Genomic DNA, 23,753 nt, shown 5'->3' on the forward strand with positions numbered 1-23,753 from the left:
TCAACATGAAAAGAACAATTACAACGCTGCTCGTGGCCGGTACTTTCGGAAGTGCTGCTGTATTGGGCACGGCGTATTTCGGCTTGGTGAATGTCGGCGCCGATGATCCTCACTTTCCGGCTGTCCATTCGTTTCTCGCCATGGCTCGCGACCGGTCGATTGAGGTTCGAGCGCGAGACATTGAAGTGCCTGACCTAAAGAATGCCGCGTTGATCAAGGCAGGAGCAGGCAACTACAACGCCATGTGCATTGGGTGCCACCTCGCCCCAGGCGTTGGGCAGACTGAACTAAGCCAAGCGCTATACCCGTCGCCACCTGACCTCACCAAGGTCGGTGTCGGAGGCGATCCGGCCGCCGCATTCTGGACGATCAAACACGGTATCAAAGCCACCGGCATGCCCGCTTGGGGCAAGAGCATGGGTGATGAGTACATCTGGGGAATCGTCGCGTTCCTGAACCAACTGCCCCAAATCAATCCTGAGCAGTACAAGGCTCTAGTGGCCACGAGCGGTGGCCACAAGCACGGCGGCGGTGAAAGCGATATGCACAACCATGAGGGCCAGCACGGCGTAAGCAGTCGTGCCGAGCATGGTGATCACGACGAAGCGGCAGACGACGATCATGCCCAGGCAGCTCACGACCACGGAACTGCACCCGCAGGCTCCGCCCAAGCGGCAGATCATCACGGTGACCACAATGCGGCCGAGGCCCATTCGGATCCCCACCCGGCATCGTCGCCTAAGACGCATGTTCACAAAGACGGTAAGGAGCACACTCATGCCAACTAACCGGGTCTTCGTTCGGCTAGCTGCTATCGCTGGGCTTCTGGTGACCTCGGCGGCCTACGCTGCCGAGCCATTGTCCATCAACGTTCACCGAGACGCGAACTGCGGTTGCTGCAAGAAGTGGATCGCGCACCTGGAAGCTAATGGTTTCAAAGTGATCGACCATGTTGAGACGGACATGAGCGCAGTGAAACAGAAGGTGGGCGTAGCGCCACGGTTAGCGTCCTGCCACACAGCAGTGATCGACGGAAAGTTTGTCGAAGGTCACGTGCCAGCTGAGCAGATTCGAGAGCTCAGGGGGCGGAACGATCTGGCCGGGATCGCCGTACCAGGAATGCCAGCTGGATCCCCAGGCATGGAGGTTGATGGCGTAAGCCATACCTACCAAGTCATTGGTTTAACCAAAAGCGGCGAGGACCAAGTAGTCGCCAACTATCCGGCCAAATAACACATCGACCAGAAGGACGGCAGTAGGCTGACTGCCGTCCCATGTGCTCCGGCTAGAAAGCTTCATCTGCTCAACACGACGATACAGTGGGCCTGTAAAAGATAGCTAATCAGATTCACGGCGCTCGCGTACTGGTTTGAGTACGATATCGCCGTTGATGAGCTCCATGGAGAGTATGTAGCCCGTCGTAAGCCCGAGCTCGCGCAGAATATTGTCGGGTAATTCCACAATCACATCGCCGGAGCCGTCGCCGGGATCAGGCACTTTACCGTGGTGCGCACTGATTCAGTCATTAGGCTCTCCTGTCTGAGCTACCAATCCTCATCGTACTCCACGAGTCATGTAAGCCGGTCACCAGGCGATCAATCGCCGGAATTGACGCTTCAACCCGGCTTTTTATCAGCGTAAGTCCTGTCCGCTCGCTCAGTGCTCAGTTCTGGCCCCGGCAACCGACTCCAGCGGTCCGGTATTCAAGGATTTTCACGTCTCCGTTGGAATCCTCGTAGTTCATCTGTGCCGGCATCACGTCACAGCTCGCCGTGGTCGATGTCATGCTGATTACCCTCGCCACGTCGGGCCGCATCCCGTAGCGATAATGGATCACCTCCGGTGGCTTCTTACCATTGGCGGCTGCATAAGCTCGCATAGCTTGCTCATTGGCCTGAATCATTTTCCCGTATAGACGGTCGGATCCTCCTTCGGCGAGTGCGGCTGAGGAGGCCACTATGGCCAGGATGGCGGTGATACTTTTGATGACTTTCATTTCAATCACTCCACTAGACGTGACTGAAGATTAAGGTTTGGTCGCTGTCAATTGAGTGATACGGGGATTACAAGGTTGTAAGTCCCGCTTGCAGAAGAAGGTAGCGTTGCGGCTTCACCGCATACCCGTTCCCCCTCAGGCAAACTATTGGTAGACACCCAAGAGTAGACGCTCAAGATAGTCCACTACTAGGCTGAACCCGAGCGACGTGTCGAGCATCTCGAATGGAACAAAACCCATCAAATGACCGCACGGCCGACAAAGCCACTGCTCCGCGAGCATCTGAGAGCCTAATACCTTCGATGCTATCTCCGGTCCTTTCGCATATTGGAACGCCACCGCGCTCTGCTGGGCATCCAGGCGATGGGCCTGAACGGGTTGGCTCAGAGCCGTCTCTGTTGGTTGGCTGAGATCTATTGCACGGTTTGCCCGGGCCCAGGCGCAAAAATTTCGAACCTATGGAGGCAACGGGCGTAATAAAAAATGCCAGGCACTGCCTGGCATTTACGAAATCTCTAATTGTACTGTTCAAATCATTTACTACTTGTTGTTGATGCATTGCGAATACATCGAGTAACGAACAGTCTTCAGCGTGCCCTGGGAGTCCTCGAAGGTCATCAACCGTGGGTAGACCTGGCAGGTACGGGGGTCCTGCGACTGACGTACGAACTTAGCAACGTCGATCTTCATGCCATATTTGTAATCCTGAATCTCTGGCATTGGCTTGCCATTTTTCTCCGCGTACTTGGCCACTGCGGTCTGGTGTTCCTTGGTGTATTGCAGCTGCTTGCTCTCGGAGAAAGTGTTGGCCTGCGAAGCCACCGAGAAAACAACAAGTGCAGCAGCGATAATTAGCTTTTTCATAAAACCCTCTAAATTTCAAAACTTCTCGGGCATAACCTTAGCAATGCATAGGCATCACCGGCATGACGAGAAACTTACAATTTTGAAAGGTAAGTGCATCTACTTCACTTTAATCGAGTAGGAGGCGGGTTCACGCCCGCCGTCCTCTCACACCACCGTGCGTACGCTTCCGTACACGGCGGTTCAGGTTATGCGACTAAGCCGGTTGATCGTATCCAGTATCGAGACAAGCCCAAGGCGTCCCATAGTTTCTTCGGCAGCGCCTGATTCATATGTGGTGCACCCGAGTTCCACCATGGCCGCCTTCCATTGGAGGTCGATTTACAGGCACGCTCTGCACCCAGCCCCAGCCGTATCAGGTTGCGAGCCCTCGTCGAAGGCTGCTTCCATTGTCGCCAGATGACACAGCGCAGTTTGTGCCTGAGCCACGTGTTGTGGGCTTCTCTTTAGCGGAGGCTGTTAGCTAACCACTTCGGCCTCGTCGCCGTCTTCATCCTTGCGGTGTGCCCAGTGATACAGGGCAGGCAATACCAGCAAGGTCAGTGCGGTGGAGGACAGGATCCCGCCAATTACCACCGTTGCCAATGGACGCTGAACTTCTGCACCGGTACCGGTGGCCAAGGCCATCGGGATGAAGCCCAGGGACGCTACCAAAGCTGTCATCAAAACAGGTCGCAGACGGGTCAATGCGCCTTCATCGACTGCCTGCCTGAGCGTCCGCCCCTCCTCTCTTAGCCCGCGGATGAAGGCAATCATCACCAGGCCGTTCAGGACTGCAACGCCGGACAGTGCAATGAAGCCGACACCTGCCGAGATCGACAGTGGGATGTCCCGCAGCCACAACGCCACAACACCACCGGTGAGTGCGAATGGAATACCGGTGAAGACCAGCATGCCGTCCTTCAGGTTGTTGAACATCAGGAACAACAAGGTCATGACCAGCAGCAAGGCGACTGGAACAACGATCTGCAGGCGTTTGGCAGCCGACTGCAGCTGCTCGAACTGGCCCCCCCAAGTCGTCCAGTAGCCCGCAGGGATTTGCACCTTCTTGTCCAGCGATGCGGTCGCCTCCTCAACGAAGGACCCCAGATCGCGGCCTCGAACGTTGGCGCTGACGATAACCAGACGTTTGCCGTTCTCGCGGCTGATTTGGTTCGGGCCCAGTTGCAGGTCCAGATTGGCGACCTGGGACAGCGGGATGAAGCCGATCTGATTGGCACCCTGTGCCGCATTGGCAGGTACCGGGATCAGCAAGCTGGACATACCCGCTACGTCGGTGCGAACGGTCTCTGGTAGGCGTACTACCATGTCGAACCGACGGTCGCCCTCATACAGCGTGCCGGCCTGACGGCCACCCACGGCGATAGCGATCGAGTTCTGAACATCCGCGATGTTCAGGCCGTAGCGTGCTGCTTTTTCGCGGTCAATGTTGATGGTCAGCACCGGCAGGCCGGATGTCTGCTCAACTTTCACTTCCGATGAGCCCGGGACCGCTTTGAGCGCTGCCGCGATCTTGTTGGCGGTGTTGTTGAGCACGTCCATGTCATCGCCGAAGACTTTCACAGCGACGTCACTACGCACGCCCGAAATCAGCTCGTTGAAACGCAGTTGGATTGGCTGCGACAACTCGTAGTTGCTTCCTGGAACACCCGCTGCGGCCTTCTGCACTTCAGCAATCAGCTCATCACGAGGCTTCTTCGGGTTAGGCCACTGATCCTGAGGCTTGAGCATGATGTAGGCGTCAGAGGCGTTCGGCGGCATCGGGTCAGATGCAATTTCTGCGGTACCCGAGCGTGCGAACATCCGCTCAACTTCAGGCACCTGCGCAATCACCGCTTTCTCCAGACGCTGCTGCATCTCGACAGATTGAGTGAGGCTCGTTCCAGGCACACGCATGGCCTGCATCGCAAAGTCACCCTCACTGAGGCTTGGGATGAACTCGCTACCCATACGACTTGCCAGCAAACCACTGAGCACGACCAAGGCTACTGCGGCCGAGAAAGCGATGTTCCGATGTCCCAGCACCCATTGCAGAACCGGTTCATAGCGCAGTCGAGCTGTGCGCATGACCACGCCTTCCTCTTCCTTCACCTTGCCAGTGACGAACATGGCAATAGCTGCAGGAACAAAGGTAACGGACAGGACCATTGCACCCAGCAGCGCCATCACAACGGTGAAGGCCATCGGGTGGAACATTTTGCCTTCGACGCCGGTGAGGGCGAAGATCGGCAGGTACACCACCATGATGATCAGCTGACCGAAGATCAGCGGCCGGCGAGCTTCTCGCGCCGCGGCAAAGACCTCGTGGAAGCGTTCGGTTTTGGTGAGCATGCGGCCATGCTTATGTTGCGCATGAGCCAGTCGACGGATCGCGTTTTCTACAATAACCACGGCACCGTCGACGATGATGCCGAAGTCGAGTGCCCCCAAACTCATTAAGTTGGCACTGACCTTGTTGTTGAACATGCCTGTGAAGGTGAACAGCATGGACAGCGGAATCACCATCGCGGTGATCAGAGCCGCACGGATGTTGCCGAGGAACAGGAACAGAATGGCGATAACCAGGATCGCGCCTTCCACCAGGTTCTTCTTCACCGTCGCGATGGCTTTTTCAACCAGGTTGGTACGGTCGTAAACAGTCACAGCCACCACGCCCTTTGGCAGGGTGCGGTTGATGTCCGCCAATTTGGCGGCGACAGCTTGAGATACGGTGCGGCTGTTTTCACCAATCAGCATGAACACGGTACCGAGCACGACTTCGCGGCCGTTCTCAGTAGCAGCACCTGTACGGAGCTCTTTACCGATGCTGACGTCAGCAACGCTGCTGATGCGAATCGGTGCACCATCCACACTGGTGATCACGATGTTGGCGATGTCTTCGATATTGCCTACCTGACCCGGTGCACGGATGAGCAACTGTTCACCATTACGCTCGATGTAGCCGGCACCGACGTTGGCGTTGTTACTTTCCAACGCTGCGACCAGGTCATTGAGTGTCAGCTTGTAGGTAGCCAGGCGCTTTGGATCCGGCGCAACCAGGAACTGCTTGGCATAACCGCCGATGGTATTGATCTCGGCCACACCCGGGACGTTACGCAGCTGAGGCTTGATGATCCAGTCCTGGATCACGCGCAGGTCGGTCGGGGTGTACGGCGTACCGTCCTCTTTGACCGCGCCATCTTCGGCTTCAACAGTCCACAGGAAGATCTCGCCGAGGCCGGTAGATACCGGACCCATGACGGCCTCTACACCTTCTGGCAGCTGTTCCTTCGCAACCTGCAGCCGCTCGTTGATCAACTGGCGGGCAAAGAAGATGTCAGTGCCATCCTTGAAGATCACGGTGACCTGAGACAGGCCAGAGCGAGACAGGGAACGGGTCTGCTGAAGGCCCGGGAGACCGGCCATGGCCGTTTCAACTGGAAACGTGATCCGTTGTTCGGTTTCCAAGGGCGAGTAACCAGGCGCTGCAGTGTTGATCTGCACCTGGACGTTGGTGATATCGGGTACCGCATCGATGGGCAGCTTTTGATAGCTGTAGATACCGATACCCGCCATGATCAGAACGGCGATCATTACTACGATGCGCTGCTCGATGGCGAATCTGATGATACGTTCAAACATGAGAAATCATCCTGTCAGTTCGCATCAGTGACCGTGTTCGGCAGAAGCTTTGCCGAGCTCGGACTTGAGTGTGAAGCTGCCACTGGTTGCTACCTGGGCGCCGGCTTCAATACCGTCGATGATTTCCACGTACCCATTGTCGCGGCGACCCAGTTTTACCGGGCGGGTGTCAAAGCCATCTGGGGTGCGTACGAATACCGAAGGTTTGTCTTCAACGGTCTGCACAGCGTGCTCAGGGACCGCTACGGCAACTCGATCGGTCTGGAAGGTGACCGCAATGTTTACGAACAGGCCTGGACGCCAGGCGCCGTTGGGGTTGGTCAAGGTGACGCGGACAGTAGCTGCACGGTTTTGCTCGCCCAGCAGGCTGCCGACATAACCCACCTTCCCTTCGACCTCGACGTTCATGTCAGGCGAAGAGACTTTCACTGCACGGCCAGTCGTGACCTTGCCCAGATCTGTCGGCGGAACTGCGAAGGTCGCCCAGACCTGATTCAGGTCGGAAAGGATGAAGGCGTTGGTCGCCTCGCTGACGACTTCGCCGACGGTCAGGTGTTTCTCCACTACCACGGCGTCGAAGGGAGCGCGGAGCTCGTAACGATTACCGCCAACAGAGTTAACCGAGGCACCGATTGCGCCGACCTTCTGCTTGGCGTTGGCCAAGGAGATATCCGCCTCTTGCAGCGCTTGGCGTGCTTGGAGGTAGTCTTGCTCTGCGGAGATCTTGTCCTGCCACAGTTGCTTCTCACGCTCGAAGGTGACACGCGCCAGTTCGACGCGACGCTGTGCGGCCTGTTGTTCGCTGCGCAGGTCAGAGATCTGCTGGCTGGCGATTACCGCCAGGACTTGCCCTTTCTTGACCGTCTCGCCCAAGTTGGCCTGGACAGCCTCAACAACGCCAGGAACACGAGGAACCACGTGGGCAGTACGATCTTCGTCGAAGCGAATTTCGCCCGGGAAGCTCACGACGGTACCGAGGTCACGAGGCGCTGCAGCTTCCAAGGCAACACCGGCGGCCTTGATCTGTTCAGCGCTGAGCGTCAGCTTGCCCTCTTCTTCACCGCCCTCTTCGCTATGACCTTCTTCACCATGGCCCTCATCACCTTCCTCTTTGGCGGCAGATGCGGCTTTCTTTTCGTCGCCATGGCCATCGTTAGCGCCATGCTCAGCGGTACTGGCGGCTTGCTGTCCGGAACTATTGTTCCAGGCAAGGCTGCCAAATCCGAGGGCTGCCACAGCGGCTACCGCGAGGGCGATCTTGCGTTTGTTATCCATTGCTACTCCTGCTGATCGTAGGCACCGGCTTGTTCAAGGCTGTGTGCCGAAGAAAATGTTTGGCCCGTTCAGCGAGCGCCGGCAGTTGAGCCGACTTCGCCATAAACCCTTTCCACCTGCGCACGCGCATTGGTCGCCGCTGCCAACGATTCGAGGTATTGGCCACGAGCGACGATCAAGGTGCGCTGGGCATCCAGCACTTCGATGAAGCCAAATTTGCCCATCTCGAAGCCGCGGGTTGCGGTCTCTACGGCTTGTTGGGCTGATGGCAGAATGGTCTTGTCGTAGGACTCGACCTCCTGCATGGCGGTGGACCACTGGTTCAACGCGGTTTGGGTTTCGGTGCGCAGACGCAGCTCCACAGCATTGCGCTGGTCTCGGGCCTGATCTGCACGACGAGAAGCGGAAAGAATGTTGCCTTGGTTACGATCGAACAGCGGCAACGGCATAGACAGGCCCACAGTGTTGACCCGCTCGCGCACAGAGCGGTCGTACTGGCTACCTACGCTGACAGTAAGGTTCGGGATACGCTGAACTTTCTCTGATCCGAGCGAGGCGTCGCTCTTGTCGATCTGAACCACGGCCTGACGCATTTCTGCTGTTTGGTCGAGCTTAGCCAGCAGATCTTCAGTGCGAGGTGGCAAGCCCGGGGAGAGGGTTGGCGATTCGAGTCGATCAAACACGGTGACTGAGCTCCCGGTAATTTGAGCGAGCTGTTGGTAAGCGGTCGCTTTTTCCGTTTCTGCACGTCGAACTTGCAGCTGGGCTTCGGCCAGTTGCACTTGAGCGCGGGTCGCCTCCACTGGGGACGACTTACCTGCGCGAACACGGCCATCGACGATGCGAAGACCGCGCTCAGTCAGTTCGAGAGATTGCTTGGCCAGGTCGAGACCTGTCTGGGCCCGCAACGCGGCGTAAAAGGCTTGGACGACATCTGCACGCAGGCCGTTAACGCGACGGTCTAACTCAAGCTGTGCGGCGGTCTGCCCGTATGTGGCGACGTCAACACGAGCCCCCCGCTTACCGCCCAGCTCAAGGGTCTGGCTGAGAGAGACAGTCGTCTGGCTGGTGTTACGACGGGTGTCTTCCACGTCATACGAGATTGTGGGGTTGGGGATAAGCCCGGCCTGCTTGCGAGCACCATCAGCGATCCCAATTTCTTGCCTGGCCGCGGCCAGGTCTGGGTTGGCATCCATGGCCGTCGAAAGCGCCTGGGGCAAGCTGATGCTTTGGGCAAGGGCTGCAGGCGCCATCAACCCAGAGATGACTGCACAGAGTGCAGCGATCTTCCAGGGCGAGACGGGGGTCTTGGGTAAGACATTGCGGTTATACCGGGGCACTTTGATGGTCCTCGTGCACAAACTTCGATAAAGCTTGGCGAGAACGCCGAAACAGCTGCCAAGCCCCACTTGATTAGGTGATGGCACTCTAATGAGCGGTAGCTATCAGAGGGGTGGCTGGAAAATTACAATTTCGTAATAAATCCCTGTAATGCCCGTAAATACTGCGATTCCCAACCCGGCTCTATGATTTCGTTACAAGCAACGGAGATGGCAACCACGCGGTGCGAAGGCGCCAAATAACGGGCAGATGACGAAATTGTAATTTTCCTATCACCCTCCCGTTATCTTCGGCCTGCAAATATGAGCTCGCGCTACGCTAGGCGCGCCGCCGGGTCAGAACAATTAACGACACCCGCGCAGGTAAACATAATAAAAACTGCCGTGAATCAAAGGAGCATCGGATGAAAATCAAAGTACCACTGTATTTGGCGGCAGTTTCTGCGCTGTCTGGAAGCTATGCTATTTCGGCACAAGCTGAAGACAAGCCAGAGGGCTTCATTGAAGGCAGCAGCCTTACAGTGCTGAACCGTAACTTCTATTTCAATCGTGATAACCGCGACAGCACTGCCCCTACTTACAACAGTGGCAAAGGCAATACCAATGGCTACTCCGAAGCCTGGGCGCACGCAATCATCAGCAAATTCAACTCTGGGTTTACCCAGGGTACAGTGGGCTTTGGCGTTGATGCCTTCGCCATGATCGGCCTTAAGCTCGACACCGGTGATGGGCGCAACGGCGGCCGTAGCTCCTTCGACGTGCTGCCTGTTGATAACAAGGGCGAAGCTCGCGACGAATACACCAAGGTCGGCGGCGCAGCCAAAGTTCGCTTGTTCGATACCATCGTGAAAGTGGGTGATGTCTTCCCATCGACCCCGGTCGTTGCATCGGGTGACTCGCGACTGTTGCCGGAAAGCTTTCGCGGCGTGACCGTTGAGAACACCAGCATCCAAGGCCTCACCCTGCAGGGTGGTCGTCTGCATGCGATGAGCCAACCGGTCTCTAGCAACCTTAACGACAACTTCGTGACCTTCTACGGCGGCCCAGTCAACTCGCCATGGATCGGCTACGGTGGCGGTGATTACTCGATCAACGACAACTGGACCGTGAGTGCCTATGCAAGCCAGTTGAAAGACGTCTGGAACCAGTACTACGCCGGTACCAGCTTCGCCTACCCCTTGAACGACGATCTGGCGCTGATCGGCGGCTTCAATTACTACAAAGCCGTGGATGAAGGTAAGCGACGCCTGGGCGAATTTGACAACAACATCTGGAGTGCCAAGGTCGGCGTACGTTACGGTGCTCACACCCTGGCCCTCTCGCATCAGCGCAACAACGGCGACGACGACTTCGACTACCTGCGTCAGTCGGACTCGATCTTCGTCGACAACTCCATCCAATACAGCGACTTCAACTCGCCGAAAGAGCGTTCATGGATGCTGCGCTACGACCTGAACTTCACCAGCTACGGCATTCCAGGCCTGACGTTCATGACCCGCTACGCCAGAGGCTCGGGCGCGGATTACTCGAACGCTAACCAGTTCTACATGCGCACTGACGACAACGGCAACCCGCTCGACAATCAGAAGCGCTGGGAGCGTGACGTCGAAGTCAAATACGTTGTCCAAACCGGCCCGGCAAAAGATCTGTCCTTCCGGTTGCGCCAGGCAACCACGCGTGCCACTGCTTTCGAATCGGATTTGGATGAAACTCGTGTAATCATCGAGTACCCGCTTTCGATTCTTTAATTCGCTAACGGACCAGTTATTCATTAGCTGATCCTGTTAGTAAAACGAGCATTACGAATTCACCTTGAGTGGCTTAAGTGCTCCTTTGGTAAAAGGTGGATATTTGGCGCCCTTTGGGCGCCTTTTTTTTGCCTAAAATTCAAGTAAGCGTTCGATTGTACGCATCGCATGCCGGTGAAGTTCATGGCTACACCAATGACCAGTCTCCTCGATGTGAGCAACCTCGCCGTCATCTGAGCGGAACGAAGCCAGTACAAAGAAGAAAATAACCCAATACTTCATAAGGTCAAGTCACCTGCTGGAGAGAGGGTCCGCAACTGTCAAACCCAAACCGCGACAAGATATACCGCCAGACTATCAACTGTATTACCTAGAAATTACAAATCCGTCATTTGAGCCCCGGCACGCTCATTTTGATTTACCATCCCTTTCAATAATGCCGGCGCGCGTGCGCGGTTAATTGCTCAGTGATATCGAGACAAAATCCCATGCGAATTCTGGTAATTGAGGATGAAGTAAAAACTGCGGAGTATGTGCGTCAAGGTCTGACGGAGTGTGGCTATGTCGTAGATTGCGTCCACACCGGATCAGATGGATTATTCTTGGCCAAGCAGCACGAATACGAGCTGATTATTCTCGATATAAACCTCCCAGAGATGGATGGTTGGCAGGTTCTTGAGTTGTTGCGCCGTAAAAATTGCCCTTCCCGCATCATGATGCTGACGGCGAGAAGCCGGCTGGCGGATAAGGTCCGGGGGCTAGAGAACGGCGCAGATGACTACCTGATCAAGCCATTTGAGTTCCCTGAGCTGTTGGCCCGGGTTCGCGCCTTGATGCGCAGGTCGGATCACCCCGCATCCGTAGAGGTCATTCGCGTCGCTGACCTGGAGCTTGATCAGAGCCGGCACAGGGCGTTCAGGGACGGTCAGCGAATTGATTTGACCACAAAAGAATTCGCGTTATTGCACTACTTGATGCGTAACACCGGGGTGGTACTGAGCCGTACGCAGATTATTTCTCAGGTTTGGGATATGAATTTTGACTGCGACACGAACGTTGTAGAAGTGTCGATTCGAAGACTCAGAGCCAAGATAGATGACCCATTCGAGACCAAGCTGATACATACGCTTCGGGGCGTAGGGTATGTGCTTGAAAAGCGATAATTGCCAAGCTCTCTAGGTACCGAAAATTGGCTGTACACTCCCGTCGCTTGCGAGCTTGAGGTTTCTGTTTACGATCCGCGGCGCTGATTCCTCACCCAACAAATGAGGTAGGCTGTACATGAGGTATAGCATTGATTATCAGCAGGTTTCGCAAGGTCAATCGCATGCCAGGATTGATGCCTGTCCAGCTGACATTATCTTCAACAGCGACCATGGCTTAGCACTTATTCCGTGCGTCGGCGATGTTATCAACCTTCCCTCTACGGCGGTCAAAGAAGGGGTTTGTGGCATCGTCAGATCAAGGATTTTCAATTATCTAGGAGGTCCTGAAAATCTGTACTGCCACGTCAACATTCTCGTTGAAGAAGCTGACATCAATTTCGGAAATCTCATCTCGGAATACATGCGCAATCAGGCACGCGCACGCTCGCCTTCTTCATAAAGTCGAAGGCGGGCCTGGCCATTAATGGTTATTTATGACTGAGGATTCAACAGAGCGGGCGTCTACTGAGCACCAGAGGTGGATAGTCACAGCCTAGTGGCTGAACGAGGTACTGCTGGTGTGCGCAGAGCTGGACTCATTGTTTTTTGAATGGCGCATTGCAGTATAAAGAAGTACATAATCCCTGAGGCAAATACGATAGCAGACAGAGAAACCATTTCTAAATCTAAGACCCCAGAAATCATATACTGCTTAATCGTGATAGATCCCAGGATGATTCCGGTGCAGTACATGACACCCGTGAATTGGTTTCCCATAAAACTCAGTATGCCGCTGAAGGCATTGTTTGCGCTGAGTAGCACTGCCCTTAAAATGGTCCATCCGAGAAGTGGTAAAAATGCCTTAATCATGAAGGCAAATAGCATCGACGATGCAAATAGCTTTATCGGCGTTTCTGCCCACGGCTTGATGGTACCGTCTATTTCAACGCCGGTATACAAGATGACATTCAGAACAATTGCCATGACGGTGCATATGCCGAGGCGTATCATTTCCCGCTTAAGAGGGGCCATCATTATCACTGCGTGAATCTTGCGTCCGATGAATCGATTTAGTCCTTGGGTCGACATTTCTCTTCCTATGCTCTCGGGGATGACGCTATTTTAACGTTGTAAGAATGTCATGCTTTTACCCGATGAGAGGTGACGCTTCAACAGTTCTGAATTGCGCAGGGGGTCTCATGTCTTTCCCAGGTCGGATATCTTGCTGAAAAATCCTCATCTATCTGCGGGGCAAAGATGCGGCCACCCCGCCGCCGTCAGAGCTCTGGAGGACTGGTTGCTGTCAGCAACTCATCGAGTGACGGAACCTTAGCGTTTGCACTGAGGACGAGTGTCCTGGATCGGAGTATGGATACTTCATAGAAGGATTCGCACTCGACTCGTCCATTCACTTCTCTCCAGTGGGTGACTTCTGGTATCAGTTCGTTAGGCACCGGATGTAATGCCATAGGATTATGGAAGACCTCCACTTCAGCAGACCACGGCTCGTAGCCATACTGCGGCCAGAGCTGACCGTAATCGCTGGACGCTACATCCAACAAAAATGGGATACCTCGTGATGCACCTGGAGAACGGTCGAAAAACTCACCAAACCGCAAGTATCGGTACCCGTCTAGATGAGCTCCACCTGAAATCGGCACTCGGCTGAGCTTTGAGACTGTGCAGGCATTGGTGAAAATGACCGCTGAAAGATGGGCATTTTCCCTTAGCGTAAATAGGCCGTTGGGGCGCCCTGATAGCAGAGATGTCTCTTCCTCCACAGTTATCAGCTGCATTCCACGATGCGCAGATGAGTGAACTGAAAAGCCATAGAGATAGCTGATGAGCGACTCCCTGCTCCACAGCATTGAACTGGGCGCATGGAAATCGGCTAAGGCCAGAATGAGCGGCTTACCCTCCACGTGCGGTAGGGATTCGTAACGCTTGTCCAATTTGTTTTGGATGGTCCTCGCAAACCTTTCTGCAGCCGCTCCAAAGAAGCGCTCATGTCGGTCAGCTGGTGGGGGGACCGGCGAGGCGCCAAAATGCTCATACCGCTCTTCCGGGTTGGCTGTCACTGCTTCAACCCAGGCCTCACCTCCCAGCCTATTCTCGATATGAAAATCGGGTGATTCTTTAGGCTGGGTGACAAAGAGTCCCTGCTCACGAAAAATCGCTAATAGGTGGGCCTCCCAAAGGCGGGTGTGAAAATTCTCAGTCTGGCAATCGGGAACCCAATTTCTGTCTGGGGATGGCAGTGCGAGATACAGTTGATTGAGCGCCCACGCCCCAATACGGCGGCTTGGATCAAATAGTGATTTGAACACCACGCTTGGTGTGCGCTTACCCATTCTGCTTAGAGGAGCACGTCGTCGTTCGCCTGAGGGGAGTGGAAGCGGATGGGCTTGGGTACTGAGAAAATGGCTGATTGAGGCGCGGGCTTCGGACTCGCCAGTGGTGCACTCACTATGACTGAGGAGCACCCACACGCTATCGACACGACGCCGCAAGGTGACAATTCCGAAACTGCCGGAATGGATATTTCGGGTTAGAGCGGCACAAGAAATTCCGTCCTCACTAAGCCATGCCCCTACTGGCGGGCTGTCCCCAAACCCCAACCCTCGTGGAAGCGACAAAGCGATTAGATCGAACATCGGCGCAGCAATTTCTTTCATTCGCTGATCTCGGCAGCCGTCAAAATGCATTCCATCAATGCCTCGGAGCGTGCCCGCCGGCGATGGCATCGGTGGAGGTACCTATTGAAGAAGGGGGCCTTGTTCCACCAGGACATCTCGGTTGGTGAAGATGGTCTCAATGGTTGCAGCCTCGGCAGCCACATGAGTCTTTCGCGTGATCTCTTCAAGGGCCAGTTCGAGCCGGTAGTCTTGGAAATACTCGTACAGCTTTTCAGAGCTCTCGGATATCTCCTCCCCACCATTCTTTGCGAACAAGATGTGGATGATCGCTGCGAGTGGAAGGGAGATGTCGAGATCCTTCTCTTCTGCATCTGACTCCGAGTTCAAACCGTCGAAATACCTCTCCAGATGATTCTGGAGCTCCTCAAGCCAGAACTGAGATAGGTTGCTAGGTAGGGAGCTTTCAGGCCCGGCCAGAAGGACTTCATCTCTGAATCGGGCCAGCAGATTGGGGGTTGCCATGGAGGACCTCACGATTAGATTTGAGAGCAACTGGTCAGCATAGTCCACCTCAAGATGACCACCTCCTTGACGCCCATCCTGGTGCTCCTGAGCCTCAGACGAGTGAATCGCCCCGAAAACTGTAGATAGATGCCGTTAGCTACCTTTCTTCAAGGACAGCTTTGGATCGATAGCGGCCTTCGTGGAGGTTGGTGTCTACGGGGCCGGTTTAGTCATTCTGAATCTCCGGTTTCACCTCCGTGAGGCCGGCCATCGTCATGCATCAGATCTTGATTGACACGCGTGCCGCCTTGGATAGCCTTGCAATTGAGGGCTGCAACTGCGCATTTGTCGGGCCTGGGTACCAGCATGAGCCCCCCCGCAATTCTGGCAGCAGAGGAAGCTGGTTCCTCTGAAGTAGTGACGACGGGCATTGCCAGTCGGATTCTGAACCCAAGGTCGCCAGACTGGGAGCTAAAGGATCGCTGCGACTACTCCTCATCCCTTACCGAAAAGTCACGCGTCGGTCGTAAAGGGAGAACACACTGGCCCTTTCCAGGCCAATCAACTTTTGTGATTGGTGAGTAGGGCTTTCTCGGCTTTTCTGTGAAAAGCACCCCTTCATTTCACAAAAAAAATGGCCAAGCTTCCAATTTCACGGGGTCTGGCCTATCACCTATTTTGTGAACCTACATCAGGTGTAATTCGCCAGGCACTAAAAAGCCCGCTGATGCGGGCTTTTTAGTGCCTGCAAACAATCAGTAGCCGGTGAGAATGTTCACGATCACACCGCTGGCAATGGCCACCAGAACATAGTCGCCATTCACATACAGCCAACGATGATCACGAGGTGGCGCATACAGGTGGCGTGCTTTCCAGTCAGTTACCCAGTAACGGTCCCCACGGTAATGTGGATCAACGGCATGACCACGCTGCCACTGTTTATGAGGTATCGGCATGCCTTGTTGTGGGCGGAAGTTTGGATCACGGTAAGCAGGTCCGCGGCCATTGTCATGTCGGCCCTGGTGCTGTGGTTGACCATGTGGCGGGTTGCCTTGGTGCGATGGGCCGCCATCATGCCGATCAGGCGGGCCCGGTTGCGCGAAGCTTGCCAGCGGTGTGCTGAGCATGAGCGCGGCGCAGATCACGGTTAGGGCTTTCTTCATTTGATGCGGTCCTCTGCCTGTTAATCGCCTGGCAGGTATTGAGTGCCAGGTTCGGTTAACTGATCAGACCACGATTTTTCCCTTTCAATGTCAGGGCGCAGGTAAAGGTCCGGTAAAGTCTGGCGTTCTTTCAGTTCAGCCCGAGTGCTTTCAAGCGGCGATACAGCGTGCGTTCACTCATGCCAAGATGACTGGCCAGTTCACTGCGCGAGCCTTTGAACTGCTCCAGCGCCTGCGCCAGCTCACCCAAGTCATTGCGACGGCCGCTTCCTTTAGCCGCGCCAGTCAGCCCAGTGTCTTCCGGTAAATGCTCCGGTCTGATTACTCCGTCATCGGCAAACAAACGCGCGCGTTCCAGAATGTTGCGCAGTTCGCGGATATTGCCTGGAAACGGATGCAACGCAAGTTGCTGCAAGGCGTCTTCACTCAGCCTGGGCGTCGGCTGGCCGGCCATGCGCTGCAGCAGGCTCTGTGCGAGCAGCGGCAGATCTTCCACCCGTTCGCGCAATGCAGGCAGACGAATCGGGAAGCCGCTGATGCGGTAATACAGGTCTTCACGGAAGGAGCCATCCGCGACCATTTGTTTAAGTGGTTTATGGGTGGCCGATATCAGGCGGAAATCCGAATGGACAGTGCGCAGGCTGCCCACAGGACGGAAACTGCCGGACTCTATCAGGCGCAGCAGCTTCACCTGCATCGCCAGCGGCACTTCACCGATTTCGTCGAGGAACAGGGTGCCGCCATGGGCTGCCTCGGCCAAGCCGATCTTGCGCTGATTCGCCCCGGTGAACGCGCCCTTCTCATAGCCGAACAGTTCACTCTCGAACAACGACTCGGTCAGGCCGGTGCAGTCGACCACCACCAGTGGGCCGTTGGCCCTGGGGCTGCCCATGTGCACTGCACGGGCGAACAGCTCCTTGCCGGTCCCCGACTCCCCCTGCAGCAACACCGGGATCTGCGCCGGTGCCGCACGCTGCAGGCTGGCCAGCGCGGCCTTGAAGGTTGGCGCGCGGCCGACCAACCCTTGCTCCTGTGGCTGCGCCGAAGCGAGGGTGATGGTGGTGAGGCGTTCGACAAAGGCCACTACCTTGCCCTGCTCATCCAGGATCGGCCGCAACTCCACATCCACATGCTCCGGGCCGCGTGGTGTGTGATGAATGTGCAATACCCGCTCCGGTACCTTGCTGTCCCACGCCTTGCGCATCGGGCAATGTTCGCCAGCCTGGTCGCACGGCACAGCGTAGTGGTGCGAAACCCTGTGGCACTTCTCGCCCAGTGGGGCCTGATCATGCCGGCCAAACTGACGGCGATAGGCCGCATTGGCGGCGAGGATGTTGTAGTCGGTGTCCAACACGATGGTCGGAAGGGCATCGTGCTCGAGGTAGGAAACCAGAGCTAGGATGAGAGGATGGGCTTCAGGCATGTCGGCACCGTATGGATGACCGACGCAGGGTAACAAGGACTGCCAAACACTGCCATTGGCTGTCAGTCGACTGCCACCTTGGCTGCCAGTTTTGCCCGCAGCGGTCTGCAACTGGCCGGTTTTACTGGCCAGTGAGTGGCAAAAAGCCTGGCATGCATCTTGATAAAGCTCCTGTCACTGCCTACGCCTGTACAAGGCGGGGCGGATAAATTGGAGAACGTGATGATCATCGGCAACAACCTTCACGTGGACGCCTTCTACGACGAGGCGACCTCGACCATCAGCTATCTGGTCATGGACCGTGAAACCCGACAATGCGCATTGATCGACAGCGTGCTGGATTACGACCCCAAGTCCGGGCGCACCTGTAGCGCTTCGGCTGATCGCTTGGTCGAGCGTGTGAATGAACTGAATGCCAGCGTGCGGTGGGTGTTGGAAACCCATGTGCACGCTGACCACCTTTCAGCGGCTGCCTACCTGAAAGAAAAGCTGGGCGGCCATACCGCAATTGGCGCGCACATTACCCAGGTGCAGAAAGTGTTTGGCGCCTTGTTCAACGCAGAGCCCGGCTTCGCCCGTGATGGCAGCCAGTTCGATGTGCTGCTCGAAGACGAGGAAGGTTTCCGGATTGGCAACCTGCAGGCCCGTGCGTTGCACACGCCTGGGCACACACCCGCGTGCATGAGTTTCATGATCGAAGATGCCGGCGAGATCGCGGTGTTCGTTGGAGACACCTTGTTCATGCCCGACTATGGCACCGCCCGCTGCGACTTCCCCGGGGCCGATGCCCGCACCTTGTACCGCTCAATCCGTCGCCTGCTGGCTTTCCCCGATCAGACGCGGTTGTTCATGTGCCACGACTACCTGCCAGGTGGCCGCGACATGCAGTACGTCACAACTGTCGCCGAGCAGCGCGCCCACAACATTCACATCCATCAGGGTATCGATGAGGACAGCTTCGTTGCCATGCGCGAAGCCCGCGACAAGACGCTCGAAATGCCTGTGCTGATCCTGCCTTCGGTGCAGGTGAACATGCGTAGCGGCCAGCTACCCCCTCCAGAGGCGAACGGTGTGAGCTATCTGAAGATCCCGCTGAACAAGCTGTAAGCGCCCTGCCCCCATAATCAGATTTCCAGGATTTACCGCCATGCCTGCCTTGTTGTCCCCTGCCAATACCGACCACCACAAGGTGGTCATCGTCGGTGCCGGTGCCGCCGGGATCGCCACTGCTTCCAGCCTGATCAGCCGCGACCCATCGTTGGACGTCGCCTTGATCGACCCTGCCGAAGTGCACTACTACCAACCCGGCTGGACCATGGTCGGTGCCGGTGTGTTCAAGGCACCCAGCACTGCCCGCACCATGGCGTCGACCATTCCTCGCGGTGTGCGCTGGGTCAAGGCGCGGGTAAAGGGATTCGACCCATTGGCCCAGTTGGTCATCCTCGATGATGGTCGCGCCATCAGCTATGAACAGCTGATCGTCTGCCCCGGCCTCAAGCTGGACTGGGCGGCCATTGATGGGCTCAGCGAGACCCTGGGCCGCAACGGTGTCACCTCCAACTATCGCTACGACCTGGCACCCTATACCTGGGAACTGGTGCAAAAGCTCAAGCAAGGACGCGCGTTGTTCAGCCAGCCGCCCATGCCGATCAAGTGCGCCGGTGCACCACAGAAGGCGCTGTATCTGTCTTGCGACCACTGGCTGCGCCATGGCCATTTGGGGGCGGTGAAAGCCAGCTTCTACAATGCGGGTGCCGTGCTGTTCGGTGTCGCGGACTACGTGCCCGCGCTGATGAAGTACATCGAAAAATACGCCGTCGATCTCAACTTCTCTCACAGGTTGGTTGCCGTAGACGGCCCGGGAAAGCGCGCTACATTCTTGCGTACCTTGCCCGATGGCAGCAGCGAGACGCGCATCGAGGCCTTCGACATGCTGCACGTGGTACCGCCACAGGTGGCGCCAGACTTCATTCGCGAAAGCCCCTTGGCTGATAGCTCCGGCTGGGTTGACGTCGATCCGCATACCCTGCGCCATCGCAAATACACCAACGTTCATGCCCTAGGTGACGTGGCTAACACCAGCAATGCCAAGACCGCCGCTGCGGCGCGCAAGCAGGCACCGGTGGTCGCCAACAATGTGCTGGTGGCGCTGGGCAGGCTGGCGACCCTGGCTCAGTACGACGGCTATGGCTCGTGCCCGCTTACCGTCGAGCGCGGCAAGATCGTCCTGGCCGAGTTCACCTATGGCGGCAAGCTGGCACCGAGCTTCCCCAACTGGTTACTGGATGGCCGCAAGCCGACCCGCCTGGCCTGGCTGCTCAAGGCACAGGCGCTGCCACCGCTGTATTGGCAAGGCATGCTCAAGGGGCGCGAGTGGTTGGCACGCCCGCAGCTGGTAGCCGAGGGTGGGCAGTGATCGAGCATCAACTGTTAGGGGCGGGCCTGGGCGCAATCATCGGCGCGGTGCTGGCGCTGACCGGCGCAGGCGGTGGCATTCTTGCAGTACCCTTGCTGGTGTTCGGCCTGGGGCTATCGATGGTCGAAGCGGCACCGGTGGGCCTGTTGGCTGTAGGTTTGGCTGCAGCGGTTGGTGCCGTGCTGGGCTTGCGCCAAGGGCTGGTGCGTTATCGGGCTGCGCTGTTCATTGCGTTGGTTGGTGTGGCAGCAGCGCCGTTCGGGCTGATGCTGGCGCACCGCCTGCCGAATGCACCGTTGCAGGTGGTATTCGCCGGCGTGCTGGTTTATGCCTGCCTGCGCATATGGCGCAAGGCGGCCAAAGAGCTGCGTGGCGAAGCCAATGACGCTCATCGCTTTATCGAGCCGTGTGTGCTGAACCCGCTGCAGGGTCGTTTGCGCTGGACCCTGCCCTGCGCGCGCGCATTGGCATTCACGGGTGCCTTGTCCGGGTTGTTGTCCGGCCTGCTCGGCGTGGGTGGGGGGTTCGTCATCATCCCTGCCCTGAACCGCTACACCAACCTGCGCATGGCCAGCATCGTTTCCACTTCGCTGGCGGTGATTGCCCTGGTCTCTACCGGCAGTGTGGTCAGCGCCAGCCTTGCGGGCGTCATGCACTGGCAGGTTGGCGCCCCGTTTGCCGTCGGCGCGGTGCTCGGCCTGCTGCTGGCGCGGCCTTTGGCAGCCAGGTTGGCCGGGCCGCGTCTGCAGCAGATGTTTGCCGTGGCAGGTTGGGCCGCTGCCCTGTTGTTGGCCGGCAAGGCTCTACTCGGCTAGCAACTCGCTTTGTTCGGCCGCGCACAACGCCAGCAGGTAGTCCCACACCACCCGCAGGCGCACAGACTTGTGCAGCTCACGGCGGGTGCAGATCCAGTAGCTGCGCTGGATGGTTTCACCCGGCAGCACGCGCACCATTGTCGGGTCGTGGCGGGCCATGTAGTTGGGCAGCACGGCGATGCCCAGCCCGGCGCGGGCGGCGGCTTGCTGGGCGATCACGCTGGTGCTTCGAAACACCACGTTGGGTGCTCGGCAGAAACTGTTGAGAAACAGCAGTTCCTGGCTGAACAGCAAATCGTCAACGTAGCCGATCCAGCTGTGCCGGGCCAGGTCTTCGCGGTGGCGCAGTGGCGGCGCGCGGTCCAGGTAGTCCTGGCTGGCGTATAGCGCCAGGCGGTAGTCGGTGAGTTTGCGGGTGATCAGCAGATCGGCGTTGGGCCGCTCCAGATGGATGCTGATTTCTGCCTCGCGGTTGAGGATGCTGACGAAGCGCGGCACCGCTACCAGTTCCACCTCCAGGCCGGGGTAGCGCTCGAACAACGCGTTCATGCGTGGGGTGAAGAACATGATGCCGATGCCTTCGGTTACCCCCAGGCGAATCTTGCCCAGCGGGGTGATGGCCTGGGTGATTTCCTCCTGTGCCAGCAGGGCGACGTTCTCCATGGCTTCGGCATGCTTGAGCAGGGCTTGACCCGAGGGGGTCAGCTCGTACCCCTGGGCATGTTGCACGAACAGCGCGGTTCCCAGGCTCTGCTCGATGCTCTCGATATGCCGGGCCACGGTGCTGTGGGTAGTGTTCAGGCGCTTGGCGGCGGTCAGCAGGCGGCCGCTGCGCTGCAACTCGAGGAAAAACCGCAGATCATTCCAGTCGAACATGCTTGTCCTTTATGGCAGTTCGTTCCGGCCTCTTCACGGGCATGCCCCACAGGTGCGGTGAACACCCTGAAGGTAACGTGATCCCTGAGGTGCGGGCGAGCCCGCGAAAAGGTCGGTACAGGCTTGCCACTGTGCTAAAACGCACAGCGGCTGCGCGAAATCTCGTGTTTCATCCACGAAATTACTCACTAAGATGGATCGGGACAAGAATAAAAAACAGGCGCGAGGTTGCACATGCCATCAGCCGATTCTGTCTTCGACTACGTGGTCGTAGGGGCCGGTCCTGCCGGATGCCTGCTGGCCAATCGTTTGTCCGCCGACCCTTCCTGCCGCGTGCTGCTGCTGGAGGCGGGTGGCCGTGACAATTATCCCTGGATCCACATCCCCGTCGGTTACCTCTACTGCATCGGCAACCCGCGCACAGACTGGTGCTTCAAGACCGAGGCACAACCTGGCCTCGGCGGTCGCGCTTTGGGTTATCCAAGGGGCAAGGTGCTAGGTGGCTGTTCGTCGATCAACGGCATGATCTACATGCGGGGCCAAGCCGCCGACTACGACCATTGGGCCGCGCAAGGCAACGACGGCTGGGCGTGGAAAGATGTGTTACCGCTGTTCAAGGCCAGCGAAAACCACTTTGCAGGCGCCAGCGAGCACCACGGCGCGGAGGGCGAATGGCGGGTCGAGCGGCAACGCTACAGCTGGCCGATCCTTGATGCTTTCCGAGATGCCGCCGAGCAGAGCGGTATTGGCAAGGTCGACGATTTCAACACCGGCGACAACCAGGGTTGTGGATATTTTCAGGTCAACCAGCGCAGTGGTGTGCGCTGGAACGCTTCCAAAGCTTTCCTGCGGCCGATCAAGGATCGCGCCAACCTCACTGTGCTGACCGGCGTGCAGGTTGACCAGGTACTGCTCGACAACACCCGCGCAAGGGCGGTGAAGGCGCTCTGGCAAGGGGCCTGGCATGAGTTTGCGGCGCGCCGCGAGATCATCCTCTGTGCTGGGGCGGTAGGTTCACCGGGCATCCTCCAGCGCTCCGGCATCGGCCCGCGTCAGTTGCTGGAAAGCTTGGGTATTGGTGTTCGCCACGACATGCCAGGCGTTGGTGGCAACTTGCAGGACCACCTGCAACTGCGCCTGATCTACCAGATCCGCAACACCCGTACCTTGAACCAGATGGCCAACAGCCTGTGGGGCAAGATGGGCATGGGCCTGCGTTACCTCTACGACCGTAGTGGGCCGCTGGCCATGGCGCCGAGCCAGTTAGGCGCGTTCGTGCGTTCAAGCCCCGAACAGGCCACCGCCAACCTTCAGTATCACGTGCAGCCGCTGTCACTGGAACGCTTCGGTGAGCCGTTGCATCAGTTCCCGGCCTTTACTGCCTCGGTGTGTAACCTGCGCCCGGCCAGCCGCGGGCGCATCGACATCTGCAGCACCGACATGAACAGCACGCCGCTGATCGACCCCAATTACCTCAGTGCTCCGCAGGACTTGCGGGTTGCTGCCGATGCCATTCGCCTTACCCGGCGCATCGTCCAGGCCCCTGCCCTCGCCGCTTTCGAGCCCAAGGAATATTTGCCGGGCCCAGCGCTGCAAAGCGAGGAAGACCTGTTCGAGGCCGCTGGCAAGATCGGCACCACCATCTTCCACCCGGTCGGTACCTGTCGCATGGGCAACGGTGCCATGGACGTTGTGGATAACCAGCTGCGCGTGCATGGCATCCCCGGTCTTCGCGTGGCTGATGCTTCGATCATGCCGCACATAACGTCCGGCAATACCTGTTCCCCCACCCTGATGATCGCCGAAAAGGCGGCGCAACTGATCCTCAAAGGAGCTGCTACCCAGACCTACCTGAACCAAGACGCGTTACCGACGCCCTGACCCGGGTGCGTGCAGTACCGGCGGCTTGCGGTCAGAAGTCGCCGACAGTG

21 protein-coding genes and 1 pseudogene are annotated in these 23,753 nt (G+C 57.4%); 9 read left to right on the forward strand and 13 right to left on the reverse strand.

Annotated elements, in window-relative coordinates; translation table 11 throughout:
- Positions 1–5: 5 nt before the first annotated feature.
- Positions 6–788, forward strand: coding sequence for a c-type cytochrome (locus V7787_RS31820; protein ID WP_047279640.1), 783 nt, complete (start codon positions 6–8; stop codon positions 786–788).
- Entirely contained in the window at positions 778–1,233 is a 456-nt protein-coding gene (locus V7787_RS31825; RefSeq protein WP_047279639.1) for a DUF411 domain-containing protein, read from the forward strand. The genes V7787_RS31820 and V7787_RS31825 overlap by 11 nt, the downstream gene beginning before the upstream one ends.
- A 430-nt stretch (positions 1,234–1,663) precedes the next feature.
- Here the strand turns inward: V7787_RS31825 and V7787_RS31830 are convergent, their stop codons facing one another.
- From V7787_RS31830 to V7787_RS31860, 7 genes and pseudogenes are all read right to left on the reverse strand, one after another.
- Entirely contained in the window at positions 1,664–1,996 is a 333-nt protein-coding gene (locus tag V7787_RS31830; RefSeq protein WP_047279638.1) for a DUF2790 domain-containing protein, read from the reverse strand.
- Between the two features lie 144 nt (positions 1,997–2,140).
- Entirely contained in the window at positions 2,141–2,335 is a 195-nt protein-coding gene (locus V7787_RS31835; protein ID WP_255032616.1) for an MbcA/ParS/Xre antitoxin family protein, read from the reverse strand.
- A gap of 201 nt (positions 2,336–2,536) precedes the next feature.
- On the reverse strand, positions 2,537–2,860 hold the full coding sequence (locus V7787_RS31840; protein WP_003253432.1) for a DUF2790 domain-containing protein: 324 nt from the start codon (positions 2,858–2,860) through the stop codon (positions 2,537–2,539).
- A 183-nt stretch (positions 2,861–3,043) separates the two neighbouring features.
- Positions 3,044–3,288 (reverse strand): annotated as a pseudogene (locus tag V7787_RS31845) (group II intron reverse transcriptase/maturase); the annotation flags it as partial.
- A gap of 31 nt (positions 3,289–3,319) precedes the next feature.
- On the reverse strand, positions 3,320–6,481 hold the full coding sequence (locus V7787_RS31850; protein ID WP_010951454.1) for a CusA/CzcA family heavy metal efflux RND transporter: 3,162 nt from the start codon (positions 6,479–6,481) through the stop codon (positions 3,320–3,322).
- A gap of 24 nt (positions 6,482–6,505) precedes the next feature.
- Complete coding sequence (locus tag V7787_RS31855; protein WP_196171443.1) at positions 6,506–7,756, reverse strand: efflux RND transporter periplasmic adaptor subunit; 1,251 nt, start codon at positions 7,754–7,756, stop codon at positions 6,506–6,508.
- A gap of 68 nt (positions 7,757–7,824) precedes the next feature.
- Complete coding sequence (locus V7787_RS31860; RefSeq protein WP_336091388.1) at positions 7,825–9,096, reverse strand: TolC family protein; 1,272 nt, start codon at positions 9,094–9,096, stop codon at positions 7,825–7,827.
- A gap of 404 nt (positions 9,097–9,500) precedes the next feature.
- Here V7787_RS31860 and V7787_RS31865 point away from each other — a divergent pair, with 404 nt between their 5' ends.
- The 3 genes from V7787_RS31865 (at position 9,501) to V7787_RS31875 (ending at position 12,449) form a co-directional block, all read left to right on the forward strand.
- The gene (locus V7787_RS31865; RefSeq protein WP_047279633.1) at positions 9,501–10,844 is read left to right on the forward strand and encodes an OprD family porin; all 1,344 of its coding nucleotides are present in this window, start codon (positions 9,501–9,503) and stop codon (positions 10,842–10,844) included.
- 488 nt (positions 10,845–11,332) lie between these two features.
- Entirely contained in the window at positions 11,333–12,007 is a 675-nt protein-coding gene (locus V7787_RS31870) for a heavy metal response regulator transcription factor (protein ID WP_003253420.1), read from the forward strand.
- A gap of 118 nt (positions 12,008–12,125) precedes the next feature.
- Complete coding sequence (locus V7787_RS31875) at positions 12,126–12,449, forward strand: hypothetical protein (protein WP_336091390.1); 324 nt, start codon at positions 12,126–12,128, stop codon at positions 12,447–12,449.
- Positions 12,450–12,535: 86 nt separating this feature from the next.
- Here the strand turns inward: V7787_RS31875 and V7787_RS31880 are convergent, their stop codons facing one another.
- The 5 genes from V7787_RS31880 to V7787_RS31900 form a co-directional block, all read right to left on the reverse strand.
- Positions 12,536–13,078 carry a hypothetical protein gene (locus V7787_RS31880; protein WP_060477664.1) on the reverse strand — a complete coding sequence of 181 codons (543 nt, stop codon included), beginning with the start codon at positions 13,076–13,078 and terminating at the stop codon, positions 12,536–12,538.
- Positions 13,079–13,266: 188 nt separating this feature from the next.
- Positions 13,267–14,664, reverse strand: a complete 1,398-nt coding sequence (locus tag V7787_RS31885) for a hypothetical protein (protein WP_230385194.1) — start codon at positions 14,662–14,664, stop codon at positions 13,267–13,269.
- 81 nt (positions 14,665–14,745) lie between these two features.
- Positions 14,746–15,147: a hypothetical protein gene (locus V7787_RS31890; protein WP_169882566.1), complete on the reverse strand. Its 402-nt coding sequence runs from the start codon at positions 15,145–15,147 to the stop codon at positions 14,746–14,748.
- 737 nt (positions 15,148–15,884) lie between these two features.
- Positions 15,885–16,292, reverse strand: a complete 408-nt coding sequence (locus tag V7787_RS31895; protein WP_010951459.1) for an RcnB family protein — start codon at positions 16,290–16,292, stop codon at positions 15,885–15,887.
- A 130-nt stretch (positions 16,293–16,422) separates the two neighbouring features.
- Positions 16,423–17,715, reverse strand: coding sequence for a sigma-54 interaction domain-containing protein (locus V7787_RS31900; RefSeq protein WP_003253147.1), 1,293 nt, complete (start codon positions 17,713–17,715; stop codon positions 16,423–16,425).
- Between the two features lie 222 nt (positions 17,716–17,937).
- Here V7787_RS31900 and V7787_RS31905 point away from each other — a divergent pair, with 222 nt between their 5' ends.
- From V7787_RS31905 to V7787_RS31915, 3 genes are read left to right on the forward strand one after another with little or no spacing between them, the layout of a single operon-like run.
- On the forward strand, positions 17,938–18,822 hold the full coding sequence (locus tag V7787_RS31905) for an MBL fold metallo-hydrolase (RefSeq protein ID WP_020192714.1): 885 nt from the start codon (positions 17,938–17,940) through the stop codon (positions 18,820–18,822).
- Between the two features lie 40 nt (positions 18,823–18,862).
- The gene (locus V7787_RS31910; protein WP_010951462.1) at positions 18,863–20,131 is read left to right on the forward strand and encodes an NAD(P)/FAD-dependent oxidoreductase; all 1,269 of its coding nucleotides are present in this window, start codon (positions 18,863–18,865) and stop codon (positions 20,129–20,131) included.
- Positions 20,128–20,946: a sulfite exporter TauE/SafE family protein gene (locus V7787_RS31915; protein WP_014589206.1), complete on the forward strand. Its 819-nt coding sequence runs from the start codon at positions 20,128–20,130 to the stop codon at positions 20,944–20,946. Before V7787_RS31910 ends, V7787_RS31915 begins: the two co-directional genes overlap by 4 nt.
- Here V7787_RS31915 and V7787_RS31920 read toward each other — a convergent pair.
- On the reverse strand, positions 20,935–21,822 hold the full coding sequence (locus tag V7787_RS31920) for a LysR family transcriptional regulator (RefSeq protein ID WP_064492541.1): 888 nt from the start codon (positions 21,820–21,822) through the stop codon (positions 20,935–20,937). The two genes, V7787_RS31915 and V7787_RS31920, sit on opposite strands and share 12 nt — an antisense overlap.
- 234 nt (positions 21,823–22,056) lie before the next feature.
- Here V7787_RS31920 and V7787_RS31925 point away from each other — a divergent pair, with 234 nt between their 5' ends.
- Positions 22,057–23,703 (forward strand): GMC family oxidoreductase, encoded by a 1,647-nt coding sequence (locus tag V7787_RS31925; RefSeq protein WP_064492540.1) that lies wholly within the window; start codon positions 22,057–22,059, stop codon positions 23,701–23,703.
- Positions 23,704–23,753 lie beyond the last annotated feature (50 nt).

Source organism: Pseudomonas sp. CGJS7 (genome assembly GCF_036961695.1).